The organism is Pseudonocardia sp. TRM90224, from assembly GCF_021245725.1.
GTDB lineage: Bacteria > Actinomycetota > Actinomycetes > Mycobacteriales > Pseudonocardiaceae > Pseudonocardia.
Window position 1 is genome coordinate 784086 of sequence record NZ_JAJGSX010000001.1, and the last position, 20161, is coordinate 804246.

Genomic DNA, 20161 nt, shown 5'->3' on the forward strand with positions numbered 1-20161 from the left:
CGGATCAGCCGGCGCGGCGCACCAGTCGCACCACGACCGACGTGATCACAAACCAGATGATCGCGATGGCGCCGTAGTTCAGCGTGGTGTGCAGCTTGGCGTCGCCCTGCGGGAACAGGTTGGTGAGGCCGAGGCTGAAGAAGTTCGCGATGTCGCGGACGAGCGCCGGCAGCCAGTTCGACGCGTTCGCGTCGAGCAGCGTCAGCACGATGTGCAGGACGATCACCAGCACGATGAATAGCCCGATCACCCGCAGCACGGTGGCCAGCGCATCGACGCCGCGACGTGCCCTGATTGCCGCCATTCCGGCCCCCTTCGACGCTGGTCCAGACCGCCAATAGTGGCACGGGACCCGGCGTGCCCGTACTCGTGGGATTCGCCCGATCGGGTGACATAGAGCGACGGGGTGCTTGCGGCGGGCCGGGTCCTTCGGGCTACTGTCTTCCACGTGGTGCGCCTGCTCCTTCGCCGCCGCGGCGGGGTCTGACCGACCGGCCCTCCGTCGCGGGTTCTGGCGTGCGCCGGTCTACAGCTGATCGGCACACCCACAGGAGCACCCGCATGACCACCTCGCCCGACGCTTTCATCTCGTCCAGCGCCAGCAGGCTGCGCACCCCCTCGCGGCCCGCCCCGGAGGGCCAGCCGGCCTGGAACCCCCAGCTCGGCTCGCACCTGCCGGTGCACCGCTACCAGCCGTTCCACGAGATGGTGGAGCCGGTAGCGCTGCCCGACCGCACGTGGCCGGACAAGCGCATCACGAAGGCTCCGCTGTGGTGCGCCGTCGACCTGCGCGACGGCAACCAGGCGCTGATCGACCCGATGAGCCCGGCCCGCAAGCGGCGCATGTTCGACCTGCTGGTCCGCATGGGTTACAAGGAGATCGAGGTCGGCTTCCCGGCGGCCAGCCAGACCGACTTCGACTTCGTCCGCGAGATCATCGAGAAGGACCTGATCCCGGCGGACGTCACGATCCAGGTGCTGACACAGGCCCGGCCGGAGCTGATCGAGCGCACGTACGAGGCCTGCGAGGGCGCGCCGCGCGCGATCGTCCACCTGTACAACTCGACGTCGATCCTGCAGCGCCGGGTCGTCTTCCGGTCCGACCGCGCCGGTATCTCCAAGATCGCCACCGATGGCGCGGAGGAGGTGCTGCGCTTCTCCGAGAAGTACCCGCACACCGACTGGCGCTTCGAGTACTCGCCGGAGTCCTACACCGGCACCGAGCTCCAGTACGCCGTCGACGTGTGCAACGCCGTCAGCGAGATCTGGCAGCCGACGCCAGAGTCGCCGATGGTCGTCAACCTGCCCGCGACCGTCGAGATGGCCACCCCGAACGTCTACGCCGATTCGATCGAGTGGATGCACCGCAACCTTGCCCGTCGCGACGGCATCGTGCTGAGCCTGCACCCGCACAACGACCGCGGCACCGGCGTCGCCGCGGCCGAGCTGGGCTACCAGGCGGGCGCCGACCGCATCGAGGGCTGCCTGTTCGGCAACGGCGAGCGCACCGGCAACGTCGACCTGGTGACGCTCGGGATGAACCTGTTCACCCAGGGCATCGACCCGCAGATCGACTTCTCCGACATCGACGAGATCCGCCGCACGGTCGAGTACTGCAACCAACTGCCCGTCGCGGAGCGCCACCCGTGGGGCGGCGACCTGGTCTACACCGCGTTCTCCGGCAGCCACCAGGACGCGATCAACAAGGGCTTCGAGGCGATGCGGGTGGATGCCGCGAGCGCGGGCGTCGAGGTCGAGCAGTTCCGCTGGCAGGTGCCGTACCTGCCTGTCGACCCCAAGGACATCGGCCGCACGTACGAGGCCGTGATCAGGGTGAACTCGCAGTCCGGCAAGGGCGGCGTCGCCTACATCATGAAGGCCGAGCACCAGCTGGAGCTGCCCCGCAGGCTGCAGATGGAGTTCAGCCGGGCGATCCAGGAGGTCACCGACTCCGAGGGCGGCGAGGTCTCCCCCAAGGAGATGCGCGACGTCTTCGAGGGCGAGTACCTCGACCGCGTCACCCCGCTGAAGCTGATCAGGCACCGCCTCACCAGCGACGGCGAGGGCACCGACGAGATCGTCGCCACCGTGCGCGTCGAGAACGACCTGCACGAGATCACCGGCAGCGGCAACGGCCCGATCGCCGCGTTCGTCGACGCGCTCGCCGGGATCGGGTTCGACGTGCGGGTGCTCGACTACCACGAGCACGCGATGTCGGCCGGTGACGACGCCCGCGCGGCCGCCTACGTCGAGTGTGCCGTCGAGGACACCGTGCTCTGGGGCGTGGGGATCGACAGCTCGATCGTCAACGCTTCGCTCAAGGCCGTGGTCTCGGCGGTCAACCGCGCAATGCGGTAGCCCTCCCCAACCGATTGCCGGTTCTGTCGGTCGGAGTCAGTAGCTTTCTGCACGCTGACCGACGGACCGGGGGATTTCGCAGGTGGGAACCGCACGCACGCCGGTGTTCAAGCACGCGCTGCCGCACCGGGGGGACGGCAGCGCGCCCCACGTCCCGGCCGCGGACGCGCCGGCTCGGCTCGCCGCGCTGGTCGAGGCGCGCCGGGAGCGGCTGGCCCGCGTGGCCTGGTCGCCGAAGAGCGAACCAGAGCTGGTCGCGGCCGCCGAGGCGCATCTGGCGGGGATCGCGTCCCCGCTGGGTGCCGCCGTCGCGTTGCCGCTGGTCCGCCGGCTGCCCGGCGCTGGGGGGCCCACCGACTTCCGGTGCGCGGTGGACGCGTGGGCCGTCGAGCACGGGCTGGGCTTCGCTGTCGACGCCGTCATGGCGATGGCCGACATCAACGGCCTCGCCGACCGCTTCGACCGCCCCGAGCCGCGCCGGCTGCCGCCAGGGGCACCGCCGCGGCTGGGCGTGGATGCGGACAGCCCCGCCACCGCGCTGCGACGGCTACTGGTCGGCGTCGGCGACGAGGAGCACGCCGACGCGGTCGAGCGGATCGCCCGCGGCCGGACGAGCGTCACGAATCGCGCCGTCGCGGCGTTCCTCGTGCCCGACCGGTCCGAGTGGGTCGACGTGGCCTGTGCGGAGACGTTGCGCCACCACCGCTCCGCCTCCGCGATGCTGCTGTGCTCGATCGGTGGCCTCGACCAGCTCGAACTGGTGAAAGCGCTGGTCAACCCGGCGTACATGGTCGAGGTGCGCACTGCGATGGCCACACTCGCGCACCGGCTGGGGCCGGCGAGCGCGCCGCTGCTCGTGCAGTGGTCGAGGTGGACGAGCCCGGGAGGGAAGCGCGCCGTGCTCAACGTGCTCGCCCACCTCGACTCCGACGCCGCACTCGTCGGCCTGCTCGGCCACGCCGACTCGGCATCGGGCGCGAAGGCGCTCGCGTCGGCAGCGGAGCGTTTCCCCGAACGCGCGGTGCGGCTGTTCGCGATCAGGCTGGCCGATTGGCCGCGCAACGACTTCCTCGCGCGCCGGCTGCGTGATGTCGCGCAGGGGCATCCGGAGGCCGTCGACGCCGTCCTGCCGCGCCTCCCCGCGGACGCCCGGGCCGCGGTCGAGCGGCAGCGCCCGGCCGGTGCCGACGCCGGCGCTGACGGCAACGGCAACGGCAACGGCAACGTGCCGGACGCGCCGGCCGGCACGCTTCCGCCCGTTCTCGTCGACCCGCCGTGGCAGGGCAAGGCGCGGAAGAAGCTCGCTGCGGTCGGCGGGCTGGTCGCTCCGTTCGAGCGGCGGGTCATCTGGGCGGCGGGTGAGCGGGAGCGGTGGCTCCAGGAGCCGGGAGGGTTCGCCCGTGGCAGCGGCGCCGCCACCGACTGGGAGGTCTACCGCCACTACGAAGGCCGGACCTTCGCACCGAACTGGGCGTTCCAGCTGGCCGGTGCCGTGCCGGTCGAGCTGTTGCTCCCCGCGCTCCCGCAGTGGGAACTGGGCGCTGCGCCCGCAGCCCAAATCGAGGACATGCGGTACGCCGCCGCCCGGTTGGAGCTCGCCGTCCTCCCGCTCCTGCTGACCGCGGCCCGGCAGCAGCCCGGACTGTCCGGCGGGGCGCTCACGCCGTTCCTCGACACCGAGGTCGCCGAGCTCCTGGCCTCGTGGCTGGCCCGCCCGCGCACACCACAGGCGGACGCCGTCGAGTACTTCGAGCTGCACGGTGTCGACGCCGCCAGGCTGCTCGTGCCGGGGGCCGACGGTGTCGAATCGGATCTGCGGCGCCGGCTGAAGGGCACCACGGTGTCGGCCGGACGTCTGCTCGCACTCTCGCACCGGGGCTGGGTGCGCCGCTCGTCGATGGAGTTGGACAAACCGCTCGGCTCCGGGGGGCGCGTCTCGTTCGTGGTCGAGCCGGGCCTGCTGTGGGACGGCGTGGTGAGCGATTCCGAGCAGGAGGTGGTCCAGATCCACCTCGACGGCGAGCCCGACGCGCTGGAGGCGTCGGAGCTGCTTGCGGACCTGGCCTTCCTCACACGCTGACGATCTTCTGACCACTCACAAGTACGTTGCCGGCGCGATCAGCGCCATCTGGGGGGAACCGAGAATGCCAGTCGACAAGAACGTGCTGCCACGGCGTGGCGACGTGGGCTCGCCCTACGTCCCCGCTCCGGGCGCACCGGCGAAGCTGCACGCCGTCCTCCGCGCGAAGGAAAGCGAGATCCGGGCGATGTTGAGTTCGCCGAACTCCGACCCGGAGCTCTTGATCGCGGCCGAGGAGCACCTGGCCGGCCGGCCGAACCCGCTCGGTGCCGCAGCCGTCGTGCAAGCCACCGGGTACCGCGACGACTACGACGACATCGCCGCCGGCTGGATCGGCGAGCACGGCCTGGCCTTCACCGCCGCCGCCGCGATCGCGCTCTCCACGATCGTGTTCACGCACATCGGTGGCGTGGGGCTGCGGCGGCTTCCCGCGGACGGGTTGCCAAGCGTCTGGGGCCGGGCGCACCAGGTCCCGCCTGTGGTGCGCGAAGCGCTCGCGTTCACCGACGACTCCGGATATGCAGAGGCGGTCGCTGCGGTCGGCCCGCTGCGCACCACCCCGGCGAACCGCGCGATGGCCGCGTTCCTGTTCCCGACGGAGACCGGCTGGGTGGACGACGCCTGCGCCGACGCCGTGGCGCACGGCGAGGTCTCGGCCCACGCCCTGCTGCTGCTGTGCGCGATCGGCACCGCGGAGCAGCTGGAACACGTCTACCGCATCGTCGAACCCCACTGGATCGACTACAACCCGGCGATGCTCGCCACGCTGGCGCACCAGGTCGGGCCGGCGATCGTGCCGGCGATCGGCGAGTGGCTGCCGCGCTTCCGCGCCGACGGCGCTCGCCGAGCCCTCGACATCCTCGTCGGGCTGGACACCGACGACGCCTTCGCCGTGATCATCGACGCGGCGCGGACGCCGGCCGGGGTGCTCGCGCTCGGCCGGGCGGCGATGCGCTCCCCGCGCCGAGCCATCCGCATGCTCAGCGGTGCGGTCGCCGCCGATCCGCGGACGGAGCAGCTCTCGCTCCGGCTGCGCGGGTTGGTGCGTACGTTCCCCGCGATCGTCACAGACCTGCTGCCGGAGCTGCCGGAACAGTCCCGCGCCGTCGTCGAGGGCATTCGGGCGAGCGGGCCGCAGGTCCCGGACGCACCGGTCGGGTCGCTGCCCCGGGTGCTCGCCGACCCACCCTGGCTGCGCAAGGGTCGGACGAAGCCGATCGTCGTGGCCGATCTCTTCGCCCCCCGCGTGGAGCAGCTGCGCTGGGCGCCCGGCGAGGAGGACGAGTTCCGGAAGCCGCCGTACTGGTGGTGCGACCACCACCTGAACCACGACTGGGCGTTTGCGGTCGAGCAGGTCCGCCTCGGGGTGCCGACGGGCCACGAACCGTTCCGGATCCTGTCCGCGGCGCCCGTCGAGCTGCTCCGGCCCATCCTGCCGACCTGGCGGCCGGTGAGCAGCTGGAGAGCCCACGACAGCGAGACCCGGTTCGCCGCCGCGAAGCTGGGGCTCGACGTGCTGCCGATCCTGGTGGCGGAGGCCGCCAAGCACCCCAAGATCTCCGGCGCCACGCTGCTGCCGTTCCTGAGCAACGGGGTCGCTGAGCTGATGGCCGACTGGTTGGGCCGGCTGCGCACGGTGCGGTCCACCGCGACCGCCTACTTCGAGCGGCACGGCGTCGACGCCGCCCGGCTGGTGGTGCCGGCCGCGCTCGACAAGCCGGGACCGCAGCGGCACAGCGCGGAAGCCGCCCTGCGGGTGGTCGCGGCGCGGCACGGTGCCGATGCGGTGCTGGCGGTGGCGGCGGAGTACGGGAGCGCTGCGGCCGACGGGGTGTCCCGGGTGCTGGCCACCGACGCGATCGACGTCGTCCCCGCGAAGCCGCCGACCATCGGCGAGTGGCTCGACGTGGCAGCGCTCCCGCAGCTCCTGCTCACCGGACGCGAGACGGCCGTGCCTGCGGAGGCGATGCCGCACGTCGTCACCACATTGGCGCTCGGAAAGCCCGGCGCACCGTACGCCGGCGCGGAACAGCTGGGTGAGACGTGCGACCCGGCGTCGCTCGCCGAGGTCGGCCGCACTCTCTTCCAGCTCTGGAAGAACGCCGGCATGCCACCGAAGGACGGCTGGGCGCTCACCTCGCTCGGGACCACCGGCGACGACGCAACCGCTCGGATGTTGGCGCCGCTCATCGCGGTGTGGCCGGGCGAAGCCGGCCACAGCCGGGCGGTGACCGGCCTCGGCGTCCTGGCCGGCATCGGCACCGAGGGCGCGCTCATGCAGCTCGAAAAGATCGCTCGCAGATCGAAGTTCAGCGCGCTCAAGAAGCGGGCACAGGAGAAGATCACCGAGGTAGCCGGCCTGCTCGGGCTCACCGCCGAGCAGCTGGCCGACCGGCTCGTCCCCGACCTCGGCCTCGACCCGGACGGCACGATGACGCTCGACTACGGGCCCCGCTCGTTCACCGTCGGCTTCGACGAGCAGCTCAAGCCGTTCGTCACCGACAGCGCCGGCAAGCACCTGAAGGCCCTGCCCAAACCCGGCGCCAAGGACGACCCCACGCTCGCCCCGGAGGCCTACAAGCGCTTCGCGACGCTCAAGAAGGATGCCCGGGGCGTCGCCACGGATCAGGTCGGCCGGCTGGAGGCGGCCATGGTCGACGGTCGCAGGTGGAGCGGCCGCGAGCTCACTGATCTCTTCGCGCACCACCCCTTGGTCGCGCACCTGGCCCGCCGCTTGGTCTGGGCCAGGTTCGAGGACGGCGCCGTCGCCGCGACCTTCCGCATCGCGGAGGACGGCACGCTGGCCGACCCCGACGACAAGACGTTCGAGATCGCCGACGACGCCGAGATCGGCATCCCGCACCCGCTGCACATCGCCGGCGAGCTGGAATCCTGGTCGGAGACCTTCGCCGACTACGCGATCCTGCAACCCTTCCCGCAGCTCGGCCGTGCCGCATTCGTGATCGGGGCGGACGAGCTGGCAGCGGAGCTGCGCCGGTTCAAGGGCATCAAGGTCCCGACCGGCAAGGTGCACGCGCTCATCCGGGGAGGGTGGGAGCGGGGCGAGCCGCAGGACGGAGGCGTCGTCGTCGAGATCACCAAGCCGCTCGGCGCAGGCCGGAAGGCCACCTTGGACATCAGCGGGTTCGCGATAGGCGCAGCCGATGTGTTCCCGGAGCAGGAGATCCTCGGCGTCCAGGTGAAGGGTGCAGCCGAGCTGGACGCCATCACGCTGTCCGAGCTGCTCGCCGATCTCACCGCGCTGGCCGACTGACCGGATAGCTAGCGTTCCGAGGCATCGCACGACCGGGGGAATCGAAGCATGACCATCAACACGCACGTCCTGCCCCGCCGCGGTGACGCGGTCGAACCGCACGTCCCGGATCCGGGCGCGCTGGAGGCGCTGCGGAGGCTGCTGGAACTCCGGTCGGAGGACGTGCGGTCGGTCCTCGATTCACCGCACTCGGACCGCGAGCTCACGGAGGCGGCAACGGCGTACCTCGGCGGGGCGGCGAACCCGCTCGGCGCCGCGGTCGCGGTCTACGCCGCCACCTCAACCAGATCCGGCAACCGGGGCTTCGACAGCACCCTGCTCGCCGACGCGTGGATCGCCGAGCACGGCCTGGCATTCGCCGCCGCCGCGGTCGTCGAGCTCTCGACGATCCGGATCGCCGCGTCGGGTCCCGGCGAGGTGGGGGCACAGCGGTTCGGCATCGGTGGCTGGGATCCGACGCTCCAGGCGACAACCGTCCGCCGGGTGCTGGTCACCGCGAGCGACGCGGACTACGCGGCCGCGGTCGAGGCGCTGGCCGAGCGACGCACGACCAGCATGCACCGCGAGTTGGGCGCCTTCCTCGTGCCCACCAGGACCGAGTGGGTCGACGAGGTCTGCGCCGAAGCCGCCGGCCGCATGTTCCGCGGCTCCAGCACGTTCCGGCTGTACTGCGCGATCAGCACCCAGCAGCAGCTCGAGTTGCTGCTACCCACGACAAGCGCCTCGGACGTGGCCCGCGACCCGGTCGTGCTGGCCACGCTCGTCAAGGCGGTCGGCGCGGCCGCGGTGGCCGCGATCACGGCATGGCTGCCGCGGTTCGGCACCGACGACGTGCGACGTGCACTCGACGTGCTCGCCATCGTCGACTCCGACGAGTGCTTCACGTTCCTGCTCGAACAGGCCACGGCGGGGCTCGGGGACGCCGCGTTGACATCGGCCGGCCGGCTGTTCCCCGCTCGGGCAATGCGGCTCCTCGCGGACGCGGTGGCGCGCGGCTCCGGCGACGATCGGCTCGCGTTGCGACTGCGCGGGCTGGTGCTCGCCCATCCGGAGCTCGTCGCGGACGTGCTGCCGGAGCTGTCGCAACGCGCCGGCACTGTCGTCGAGGGCATGCGGAACCGCGGACCGCAACTGCCGGACGCGCCGGTCGAGGCGCTGCCCCGGGTTCTCGCCGACCCGCCATGGCTGCGCAGGAGGCGGGCGAACCCGGCAGTCGTGACCGGCCTCACCGCTCCCTACGTCGAGCAGCTGGTCTGGGCGCCCGGCGAGCAGGCCGAGTGGAGCGAGCCGCCGCGGTGGTTGCGCAACTCCCACCAGCACGACCACGACTGGGCGCCCGACATCGGCCGGCTACGCGATGGCGGAGCGTCCTACCAGGTGTTCCAAGTGCTCAGCGCGGCTCCGGTCGAGCTGCTGCGGCCGGTGGTGCCGGCGTGGCGGCCGGCGAAGGGATGGGCGGCCGGCATCGACGAGGTGCGGTTCGCCGCCTCACGGCTGGGGCTCGATGTGCTGCCGATCCTGCTGGCAGAGGCCCAGGAGTACCCGAAGGTCAGCGCCGGCGCGCTCCTGCCGTTCCTGAGCACCGACGTCGCGCTGCAGATGGCCGGGTGGCTCGGGCAGCTGCGGGCCGTGCGGCCGACGGCGAGCGCCTACTTCGCACGGCACGGTCTCGACGCCGCCCGCCTGGTGGTTCCGGCCGCGCTGGGGCCGACCGGACCGCTTCGGCGTGGGGCGGAGACGGCGCTGCGGATCGTTGCGACACGTCACGGCGCCGATGCCGTCCGAGCCGTGGCGGGCGAGTACGGCATTGCTGCCACCGACGGCGTCGACAAGATCCTCGCGACCGACCCGATCGACCTCCTCCCCTCGAAGGTGCCGGCATCACCGAGCTGGGTGGAGCCGGTCGTCCTGCCGCAGCTGCTGCTGGCCGGCCGCGAGACCGCCGTGCCGACCGACGTGATGCCGCACGTCATCACCGCGCTCGCGCTGTGCGCACCGGGGAACCCCTACGCCGGGGCCGAGCAGCTGCGCGAGACGTGCGACCCGGAATCGCTCGCCGCGGTCGGCCGCACCCTGTTCCAGCTGTGGAGGACCGTCGGCATGCCGTCGAAGGACGGTTGGGCGCTGGCTTCCCTAGGCCTCTCCGGCGACGACGCCACGGCCCGCATGCTCGCCCCGCTGATCGCCGCGTGGCCGGGCGAAGGTGGTCACATCCGCGCGGTCACCGGGGTCGACGTGCTGGCCGGCATCGGCACCGAGCCGGCGCTGATGCAGCTCGATCGGATCGCCCGCAAGGCGAAGTTCGCCGGGCTCAAGAAGCGGGCGCAGGAGAAGATCGTCGAGGTCGCGGAGGGGCTCGGGCTCACCGCCGAGCAGCTGGCCGACCGGCTCGTCCCCGACTTCGGCCTCGACACGGCCGGCACGATGACGCTCGACTACGGCCCCCGGTCGTTCACCGTCGGGTTCGACGAGCTGCTCAAGCCGTTCGTCACCGACAGCGCCGGCAAGCGCCTGAAGACCCTGCCCAAACCGGGCGCCAAGGACGACCCCGAGCTCGCTCCCGAGGCGCACAGGCGCTTCGCGACGCTGAAGAAGGACGTCCGCGCGATCGCGGCCGACCAGGTCGGCCGGCTCGAACTGGCCATGATCGGCGGCCGGCGGTGGACCGGCCGCGAGTTCACCGATCTCTTCGTGACGCACCCGCTGGTGGCGCACCTGGCCCGCCGGCTCGTCTGGGCCCGCTTCGAGAACGGTGCCGCGGTCACGACGTTCCGCGTGGCAGAGGACGGCACCCTCGCCGACATCGACGACAAGACCGCAACGATCCCGGACGACGCCGAGATCGGCATCGTGCACCCGGTGCACGTCCCGGACGAGCTGGCGACCTGGACGGAGACGTTCGCCGACTACGCGATCCTGCAACCGTTCCCGCAGCTCGGACGGGCCGCGTTCACCGTCGGGCCGGACGGCCTGGCCGCGGAGCTGAAACAGTTCGACGGGATCACGGTGCCGACCGGCCGCGTCCTCGCGCTGCTGCGCCGCGGGTGGGAGCGCGGCGCACCGCAGGACGCCGGGATGATCGGCGAGATCTCGAACGGCGCCACCACGATCGACCTCGACCCCGGGTTCATCACGGGCGATGTGAACTACTTCCCCGAACAGAAGATCAGCCGCATCACCGTCCCACCCGGGCTCGGCGACGTCGCCGTCTCCGAACTGCTCACCGACCTCACGGAGCTCCTTCGATGACCACCACCGAGCACCTGCAGCGCCCGCCGGCCGAGGTCCGGTTCGCCGACGAGCTGGCCAGGCTGCGGGCCGCCGACACCGCACCGCGCCCGCCCGGCTGGGCGCTGAGCCTCGACGCCGCGCGGCGGTTCGTCGTCGGCGACCCGGCCGCCGGGGTGAGCCGAAAGTTCGTCGGTGATCCCTCGCTCGTCGACCGCTCGCTCGTGACGCTGGCGACGAGCCGGGGGCTCATGCTCGTCGGCGAGCCGGGCACGGCGAAGTCGCTGCTCTCCGAGCTGATCACGGCCGCGGTGAGCGGCGATTCGACGCTGACGATCCAGGGTGGGGCGGCGACCAGCGAGGATCAGATCAAGTACTCGTGGAACTACGCGTTGCTGGTCTCGGAGGGCCCGTCGACCCGCTCGCTCGTGCCCGCGCCGATGCTGCGCGGGATGGCGGCGGGCGCGGTGGTGCGGTTCGAGGAGATCACCCGCTGCCCGCTGGAGGTGCAGGACTCCCTGCTCTCGCTGCTCTCCGAGCGCGTCGTCGCGATCCCGGAGCTGCCGGGGACCGACGGCATGGTGTTCGCGCGCGAGGGTTTCAACGTGATCGCCACGGCCAACACGCGCGACCGCGGCGTCAACGAGATGAGCACGGCGCTCAAGCGCCGGTTCAACTTCGAGACCGTCTTCCCGATCGCCGACCACGCGACCGAGCTGGCGCTGGTCGAGACGGAGGCCGGGCGGCTGCTGGAGCGCTCCGGCGTGAGCGTGCCGCAACGCCGGGACGTGCTGGAAGTGCTGGTGACGGCGTTCCGCGAGCTGCGGGAGGGGGTCGGCGGCGACCGGCTCTCCACGGTCATGAGCACCGCGGAGGCGGTCACCGTCGCGCACGCGGTCGGCCTGCGCGGCTGGTACCTGCGCGGCGAGCCGGGCACGGCGGCCGACGTCGTGGCCTGCCTCGCCGGCACCGCGGCCAAGGACAATGCGGAGGACCTCCAGCGGCTCCGGCGCTACCTGGAGCAACGCGCCGCACGCCGGCACGGGGAGCAGTGGGTGGAGCTGCACAACGCGCGCCACCTGCTGCCGGGGTGACGGCCACTGGCGGCGGCCGGCTGGAGATCATCGGCGTCCGCCACCACAGCCCCGCCTGCGCCCAGCTCGTCCGCGAGCGGATCACGGCGCTGCGACCGGCATTCGTGCTGGTGGAGGGGCCGTCCGACATCAACGGCCGGCTCGCCGAGCTCCGGCTGGGCCACACGCTGCCCGTCGCGGTGTTCAGCTACCTCCGCGTGGAGAACGGCACCCGCGCGTCGTGGACCCCGTTCTGCGACCACTCCCCGGAGTGGATCGCGCTGACCGAGGGGCACGCGGCCGGCGCGGACGTCCGGTTCATCGACCTGCCGGCGTGGCACCCCGCGTTCGCCGACCGGACGAACCGGTACGCCGACGCGGAGCAGCGCTACGCCGACGCCGTCGACCGGCTCTGCCAGGAGTTCGCGATCGACAACTCCGACGCGCTGTGGGACCACCTCGTCGAGACCGGGCCCGACGGTGACCTCGGCGAGCGCCTCGCGATCTACTTCGACGGCGTGCGCGGCGACGCGACGGCGGGCGCCTCCGACCAGGCCCGCGAGGCGTACATGGCCAGGTGGATCCGGGCTGCGCTGGCCGAGGCACCTCCCGGGGCCGGCCCGGTGCTCGTCGTCTGCGGCGGGTTCCACCGCCCGGCGCTGCTGGCTGCTGCCGAGCGGCCCGAGCCCGGCTGGCCGGAGGTGCCCGCCCCGCCCGAGGGCGCGGTCGGGGGCAGCTACCTCGTGCCGTACTCGCACCGGCGGCTCGACGCCTTCGAGGGCTACCAGTCCGGGCTCCCCTCCCCCGGCTTCTACCAGCGGCTTTGGGACGAGGGTGCGGAGTCGGCCGCGGCCTGGCTGATGGACTCGGTGGTCGCCCGGCTGCGACGCCGGAAGCAGCACGTCTCCACCGCGCACGTCATCGCCGCGACCACGCAGGCGCGCGCGCTCGCCGCCGTCCGCGGGCACCGGCACCCCGCCCGCACCGACGTGCTCGATGCGCTGGTGTCCACGCTCGTCGCGGAGGGCCTGGAGGAGCGGCTGCCGTGGACCGTCCGCAACCCGCAGCTCGCGGGCGCGCACCCGGTCGTGGCCGAGATGGTCGCGGCGCTGACCGGCGACCGCACCGGGCGGCTGGCGCCCGGCACCCCGCATCCGCCGCTGCCGGCCGCGGTCGATGCCGAGCTGGCCGCGCTCGGGCTCGACGGCCGCGGACCGCTCGCACTCGATCTCACCGCGGAGGACGGTCTGCTGCGCAGCCGCGTGCTGCACCGGCTGCGGGTCCTGCGGGTGCCAGGGTTCGAGCGGACGAGCGGTCCGCGCAGCGGACGTGATCCCGTCGCCCGCGAGGAGTGGCGGCTCACCCCGTCCGACCTGCGGCTCTCCGCGCTGATCGAGGCCGCGGCCTTCGGCGCGACGCTCGCCGACGCCGCCGAGCACGCGCTCGCCGAGCGGGTCGTCGAGGCACGCGGCGACGTCGCTGTGCTGGCGAGCGTGCTGTTCGACGCCGTGCTGTGCGGGACCGGCGCGCTCGCGGGTCGGGTCGGCCCGCTGATCGCCGCCGCGGTCGCCGACACCAGCGACGTCCCGGCGCTCGGTGCGGCGCTGGCCTCGGTACTCGGGCTGTGGCGGCACGACCGGCTGCTCGGCGCGGCCGGCGACCCCGGGCTCGCCGGGATCGTCGATGCGGCAGCTCGGCGCCTGGTCTGGCTGCTCGAGGGCATCCGCGGTGGACCGCAACCGGCCGATCCCGGACGGCTGGCCGCCGTCGTGGCGTTGCGCGACGCCGTGCGCCACGCGGCCGGGGTGCTGACCGTCGACCGGGCCGACGTGGTCGCGATGGCCGGCCGGATCGGCCCTGAGGTGCCGCCCGATCTGCGGGGGGCGGCCGCCGGCCTGCGCTGGTCGCTCGGCGAACCGGCCGAACCGGCCGAACTGGATGTCCCGTGGGCGCCGAAGATCGTCGGCGACTGGCTGGCCGGGCTGTTCGCGCTGGCCAGGGAGGAGGTGCTCACCACCCCGTCGCTGGTGGCGACCCTCGACGACCTCGTCGGCGAGCTGACGGACGCCGATTTCCTGGTCGCGCTGCCGGCACTGCGGCAGGCGTTCGAGTTCTTCCCGCCGCGCGAGCGCGCGCAGTTCGCCGAGCTGCTGCTGAACCGCCGTGGCCACCAGGGGGACGGGCGGGCGCTGCTGCGCACGACGGTCGACCCGCTGCTCCTGGCCGAGGCCGCGGCGTTGGAACACGCGGTCGACGAGATCCTCACGAGGGAAGGGTTGCTGCCGTGACCGACCCGACGCTGGAGCGGTGGCGGCTCGTGCTCGGTGAGCCGGGAGCGAGGTGCGCACCGGCCGGGCTCCCGGCCGACGCCGCGGCGCGTGATGCCGCGCTCGACTGGCTCTACGGGCGCGATCCCGAACTGGCCCGTCGTGGGGTCCGCACGGGCGGCGACGCCCCGTCGCTGGTCACGGCCGTCGACTGGCTCGACGACGTGCACCGGCTCTTCCCCAAGGAGACGATCGAGCGGCTGGAGCGCGACGCCGTCGAGCGCTACGGGATCGAGGAGATCGTCACGGATCCGGCCGTGCTGGAGCGGGTCGAGCCGAATTCCGCGCTGCTGCGTGCCGTGCTGCGCACGAAGCACCTGATGAACCCGGAGCTGCTGGACATGGCCCGGCGGATCATCGCCTCCGTGGTGCGGCAGCTGCTCGAACAGCTCGCCACGGAGGTGCGGACCAGCGTCGCGGGACCGCGGCTGCGGCGGCCGAGCCTGGTGCCGAACTCGCGGAACTTCGATTTCCACGCCACCCTGCGGGCCAACCTCCGCCGCTACGACCCCGAGCTGCGGCGCATCGCGATCGAGCGGCCGAAGTTCGTCTCCCGGTCCCGGCGGCACGTCGAGCGGTGGCAGCTCGTGCTGCTCGTCGACCAATCCGGTTCGATGGTCGGCTCGGTGATCCACGCGGCCGTCACGGCGGCCTGCCTGTGGTCGGTGCCGGGCCTGCGCACGCATCTCGTCGCGTTCGATACGGCGGTGGTCGATCTCACCGACGACGTCGCCGACCCGGTCGAGCTGCTGATGCGGGTGCAGCTGGGCGGCGGGACCGACATCGCGAACGCCGTCGAGTACGGGGCCGGGTTGATCGACAACCCGCGGCGGGCCATCGTCGCGGTGATCTCCGACTTCTACGAGGGCGGCAGCGAGGCATCGCTGGTCAGGCGGGTGCGCTCGCTCGTCGAGCAGGGCACCACCGTGATCGGGTTGGCCGCACTCGACACCGAGGCGAACCCGGACTACGACCGCGGCACGGCCGCCCGGCTCGTCGAGGCCGGGGCGCACGTCGGCGCCATGACACCGGGCGAGCTGGCCGCGTTCGTCGCCGATTGCCTTGCGGGCCGGTGACGCGCCGATGACACCCCAGCGGACCGACCTGCTCGGGCTCACCCCCGACATGCTGGCTGCGTTGGCCAACCGCGGGCTGGTCAAGCGCGCGACGAAGGACATCGAGGCCGGCACCGGGCCCGTCATCTCGATGGACGGCGACACGCTGGTGGCGACGTTCCCCGACTCGGTGGTGACGACGCTGCCCGCCGGCCGCGGACTCGACGGGGCGAGCTGCAGCTGCGGCGCATCGATGTGCCGGCACCGGATCGGGCTCGTGCTGGCCTACCAGCGCTCGGCGGAACCGGCGGCCGAGGCGTTCACACCGTGGTCGCCCGGCGACATCGACGACGACGCGCTCATCGCAGCCTTCGGGGCCCGCACGGTGACGGCCGCGCGCCGGCTGGGCGGCGCCGGGCTCGCCGCGACCGTCCGGTGGCCCTCGGCAGACGACCCGGTGGCCACCGTCGCGCTGCCCTCCTGCACCGTCCGCTTCCTCGTTCCCGGACGCCTGGAGTTCGTCGACACCGATGCCGCGGCGGCCGTGCGCGGCCAGATGATCGTGCTGGCCGTGTGGGCCTGCCGGGAGCCGCAGGTCGAAAAGGCCCAGGTCGAGCCGGTCGGAGTGGCGCCGGGGACGCTCGCGGCCGTCGAGCTGGCCGGCGAGGTGCTCACGATCGGTGTGGCGAACGCCGGGCCGGAGCTGGCCGCACACGTGCGCCGGGTGCGTGCCGACCTCGACGCGCACAACCTGCGCTGGCCCGTCGCGGCGCTCGACGAGCTGGGCGAGCAGCTGGCTGCCTACGCGGAACGCCGGGCCGCGCACTCGACGGCACGGGTGGCCGAGCTGATCAGCGAGCTGCACGTGCGCCACCGCGTCGGCGGGCGCCCCGCGTCGGCCCCGCGGGTGCTGGGCACCGAGGAGGCCGCCGAGACCCCGCTGCGGCAGATCCGGCTGGTGAGCCTCGGCTGCCGGCTGCTCGACGCGCACACCGCGCAGGTGTTCCTCGCCGACCCGACCGGCGACTCCGTGCTCGTCCTGGAACGGCGCTGGGAACCCGGGGCCGACAACAAGACGGGGCCCGCGCTCGCGTCGCGGCGGCTCGCCGGTTCGACGCTCGGCGCGCTCGCCCGCTCCAACGTGGTGACGGCGTCGGCGGTGCGCAGCGCCACCCGGCGAGTGCGCATCGGGACGAGTCGGGTCGCCGCCACGTCCATCACGCCGGTCGGCACCGCGTGGACGGCGCTCGTCACCACCGACTACGCCGAGCTGTCGGAGCGGCTCGCCGCCCGGCCGCCGCGGTTCGTGCGGCCGCGGCTGGAGGCCGAGTCGGTGCACGTGCTGGAGATCGCCGAGCTGCGTGACGTGGCCTATTTCCCCGGCGCGCAACGCCTCGACGCCCTGGTCGCCGACCGGAGCGGCACAACGGCCGTCGTGTCGGTGGACCACCGCGCGTGGGCGCCGGGAGCGCTCGACGCCGTCGCCGCGGCGTTGGCGGACGCGCCGCGAGCGGTCAGCGGCTCCGTCCGGCGTGCCAACGGGGTGCTCACCGTCGACCCGATCGCGCTGCTGACCGGTTCGGGCGTGGTCGTGCCCGACCTCACGGCGCCGACACGCACCCGGATCGGCCATGGGGTCGACACCCGCGACCCGTTGACGGCCGTCATCGACGCTGCAACCGGCGTGCTGGCCGACGCCGCACACCACGGCCTCACGAACCTGCCCCGCGGATACGGCGAGCGCGTCCGTGCCGCGGCGGCCGAGCTGGACCGGCACGCGCTGCGGACGGCGGGCGCGGCGCTGGTGGCGTTCGCCGCGGAGCCCTCGGTGCCGGCGTGGGTGGCGGCGCACGTACGACTGGTGCTGACGGCGGAGTACCGCTAGCCGGGCCGCCCCGCCCACCTCGCGCAACCAAACTCCCCACCGTTTTGGGCACTTGCGCGCCGATTTGGCGCGCATCCGCCCAAACGGTGGGGAAGTTTGGTCAGCAGTGGCCGGTGGATGTATGCGTTGCGCACGAGGGCAGCAAAGCCACTTTCCGGCCCTCACAGGGCAGGAAAGTGGCTTTCCTGCCCTCCCCCACGCCACGGGATTCCCGGCAGGCGTATCAGAGAGACCTCGGCTTTGCTCTCTTGTCGGCAGCGATTTCGCCGGTCGGGGGGAGCAGGGTGGTGACGAGGTGCTGGTCGCAACGCAGCCGCCGTTCGTGGGTCGAGCCGCCGAGCTGAGCTTCCTCGCCCGGTCGCTCTCGCACATCAGGCCGGGGGTCGTGGTCGTCGAGGGCGAGGCCGGGATCGGCAAGACCCGGCTGGTCACGGAGGCGCTGGACCGCCAGGGGCCGGGGCTGCGGGTGGTGCGGGCGGCCGGCGATCCGGCGCATGACGGGATCGTCGCCCGCTTGTCGGGCAGCTCCGCCGCGGATCGGCGCCGCGCCGGCGCGGTGTTCGACCGGATGGTGTGCACCGGGCCCGCGACCGTTGTGGTCGAGGACGTGCGGTGGACGGAGCCGGGGTGGCTCGACGCGATCCCCGCGCTGGTGGAGCGGGTGGAGCGGCGGCCCATCCGGCTGCTGCTCACCACCCGGCCGAGCGTGCGGGGGCCGGCCGCCGAGCGGGTGTTGGCGCTGGTGGAGGGCGAGCGGCTGGCCGTCGGCGGGCTCGGCATGGAGGAAACCGCTCAGCTGGCCCGGGCCGTGGCACCGCCGATCGCGATGGTGCCGAGCGACCTGGCCGAGCGGACCGGTGGCAACCCGGCGCTGACGATCGCGCTGGCCGCCGCGCCGGGTGGGCAGATGCCGCGCCGCATCTCCGCCGTGCTGATCGGGCAGCTGGAGCCGCTGCCTCGGGCGACCGTCGAAGCCTTGCGCGTGGCGTCGGTGCTCGGCCGCTCGTTCGCCGTGTCCGACCTGGCCGCGCTGCTCGGCCGGCCCGCCGCGTGGCTCGTGCCCGTGCTCGACCCGGCCCTGCGCGCCGGGATGCTCGTCGACGACGGCCGCCGGTTGGGGTTCCGACCAGGCCTGTTGCAAGAGGCGATCTACGTCGACATCCCGCCCGCGATGCGCGCGGCGCTGCACGCCGACGCCGGCCGGGTGCTGGCGGCGGCGGGCGCGTCGGCCGCCACTGTCGTGCACCACCTCGCCGAGAGCACCGGTCCCGATGTGGATCCGCTGCCGCGGCAGCTGCGGTCCACCGCGCTCGACGTGCTGCCGCAAGCGCCCGCGGTGGCGGTCGACCTGCTCCGCTGCGCGTCCAGGCTCGCGACGGCTGCCGACCGCGACACCGCGCTGAGCGCGCTCGCCGCGGCGCACCTGCGTTCCGGCGCCGCCCAGGAGGCGGAGCGGATGGCCCGTGAGGTGCTCGCGCGACCGCACGAGTTGCCGGCCGGGGGCGCGATGGTGACGCTCGTCGAGGCGCTGCAGGTGCAGGACCGCATGGCCGAGGCGGCCGTCGAATGCGCCGTGTTCCTCGCCGAGCACGAGCTGCGCCCGGCCGTCCGGGCCCGGTTGCGCGCCGAGCGGGCCAAGGCGCTGGTGCTCGGCCGCGACTCGACCGCCGCAGCGGCGGAAGCTGCGGGAACGGGAACGCAGGATCCGACCGCGCTCTGCCTCTCGCGTGCCGTGCTCGCGCTCGTCGCGAGCGGGCGCGGGCGCACCCGGCTGGCGCTCGACCTCGGTGGCGACGCCGTGCGGCGCGGGTTGCGGATCGACGGGCCGAGCGCGGCGGCGTTCGCGAGGTACGCCCATGCCGTGGCGCTGCTGCGTGCCGATCGCGTCGCGGACGCCTTCCAAGAGATCACCGCCGGGTCGGCCGCTGCCGACCCGCTGACCGTCGACCGGTTCCGGCAGCTCAGAGCCGTGTTGCTGTACCGGACGGGACGGTGGGACGAGCTGCCGGCACAACCAGGCGAACCGGTGGAGCGGATGGTTGCCGCGCTGGTCGAACTGCACCACAACGACCTCGACCGAGCCGACGCGCTGCTCGCCACCGGGATGCCCGACGCGTTCTGGGCCGCGTACGCCCGCGGGCGGTGCGCGGAGGCCCGTGGCCGGCTCCACCTCGCGCTCGACGAGCTGCGGCGGGCCTGGGCCGTCTCGACGCGGCAGGACGGTGTGGCCGACTACGCGGTGACCGGCCCCGACCTGGTCCGGATGCTGGTCGCGGCGGGCCGTCGCACCGACGCGGTCGCCGTCGCCGCGCAGGTCGCCGAGATCGCCGAGCGCGGCACCGGGCCCGGCGCGCAGGCGGCGGCGCTGCGCTGCGCGACCTTGCTGGGCGACCCGGACGCCGCGACGCGGCTGGTCGAGCTGCTCCCGGAGCTGCCCTTCCCGCACATGTCCGCGGTCGCCCGGGAGGAAGCCGCCGCAGTGCTCACCATCGGGCAGGTGGAGCAGCTGCAATCGGCCCGCGACAGGTTCCGCGAGCTCGGCGCACAGCGCGACCTCGCCAGGGTCGAGGCGACGCTGCGCGGGTTGGGGGTGCGCGGTGGCGCGCGCGGGAAACAGACGGCCGCCGCGCGCGGCTGGGCGAGCCTGACCCGCGCCGAGCTGCAGGTCGTCCGGCTCGCGACCCAGGGCATGACCAACCGTGAGATCGCCGAGCAGCTGTACGTCTCGCCGCGAACCGTCGAGACCCACCTGACGCACGTATTCGCGAAGCTCGACCTCTCCGGGCGGCCCGAGCTGCGTGCTGCTGCTGCCTCCCATCGGATGGTCTGAGCGCCGCGTACGGGGGTTTGCCGGATGTTTCGGCCGCCCGTCGCGACGAGC

General features: G+C 73.4%; 10 protein-coding genes. 9 read left to right on the forward strand and 1 reads right to left on the reverse strand.

All coding sequences use genetic code 11. The annotated features are described in order from the left end of the window. Positions 1 to 4: 4 nt before the first annotated feature. Positions 5 to 304, reverse strand: coding sequence for a hypothetical protein (locus tag LL648_RS03515; RefSeq protein WP_232660894.1), 300 nt, complete (start codon positions 302 to 304; stop codon positions 5 to 7). Positions 305 to 561: 257 nt separating this feature from the next. Between LL648_RS03515 and leuA the strand changes: the two genes are divergently transcribed. The 9 genes from leuA to LL648_RS03560 all read left to right on the forward strand — a co-directional run bounded on the left by leuA (position 562) and on the right by LL648_RS03560 (position 20110). Continuing rightward, the gene (gene leuA, locus LL648_RS03520; protein WP_232660895.1) at positions 562 to 2358 is read left to right on the forward strand and encodes a 2-isopropylmalate synthase; all 1797 of its coding nucleotides are present in this window, start codon (positions 562 to 564) and stop codon (positions 2356 to 2358) included. Between the two features lie 82 nt (positions 2359 to 2440). Continuing rightward, on the forward strand, positions 2441 to 4438 hold the full coding sequence (locus tag LL648_RS03525) for a hypothetical protein (RefSeq protein ID WP_232660896.1): 1998 nt from the start codon (positions 2441 to 2443) through the stop codon (positions 4436 to 4438). Positions 4439 to 4502: 64 nt separating this feature from the next. Further along, positions 4503 to 7712 (forward strand): DUF4132 domain-containing protein, encoded by a 3210-nt coding sequence (locus LL648_RS44805; RefSeq protein WP_305080764.1) that lies wholly within the window; start codon positions 4503 to 4505, stop codon positions 7710 to 7712. A gap of 48 nt (positions 7713 to 7760) precedes the next feature. Next, on the forward strand, positions 7761 to 10961 hold the full coding sequence (locus tag LL648_RS03535) for a DUF4132 domain-containing protein (protein ID WP_232660897.1): 3201 nt from the start codon (positions 7761 to 7763) through the stop codon (positions 10959 to 10961). Next, on the forward strand, positions 10958 to 12034 hold the full coding sequence (locus LL648_RS03540; protein ID WP_232660898.1) for an AAA family ATPase: 1077 nt from the start codon (positions 10958 to 10960) through the stop codon (positions 12032 to 12034). Before LL648_RS03535 ends, LL648_RS03540 begins: the two co-directional genes overlap by 4 nt. Next, positions 12031 to 14301, forward strand: a complete 2271-nt coding sequence (locus LL648_RS03545) for a DUF5682 family protein (protein WP_232660899.1) — start codon at positions 12031 to 12033, stop codon at positions 14299 to 14301. The genes LL648_RS03540 and LL648_RS03545 overlap by 4 nt, the downstream gene beginning before the upstream one ends. Beyond that, complete coding sequence (locus LL648_RS03550; protein WP_232660900.1) at positions 14298 to 15416, forward strand: VWA domain-containing protein; 1119 nt, start codon at positions 14298 to 14300, stop codon at positions 15414 to 15416. Before LL648_RS03545 ends, LL648_RS03550 begins: the two co-directional genes overlap by 4 nt. Positions 15417 to 15423: 7 nt before the next feature. Further along, positions 15424 to 17280 (forward strand): hypothetical protein, encoded by a 1857-nt coding sequence (locus LL648_RS03555; protein ID WP_232660901.1) that lies wholly within the window; start codon positions 15424 to 15426, stop codon positions 17278 to 17280. Positions 17281 to 17575: 295 nt separating this feature from the next. Further along, positions 17576 to 20110, forward strand: a complete 2535-nt coding sequence (locus LL648_RS03560) for a LuxR C-terminal-related transcriptional regulator (RefSeq protein ID WP_232660902.1) — start codon at positions 17576 to 17578, stop codon at positions 20108 to 20110. Positions 20111 to 20161 lie beyond the last annotated feature (51 nt).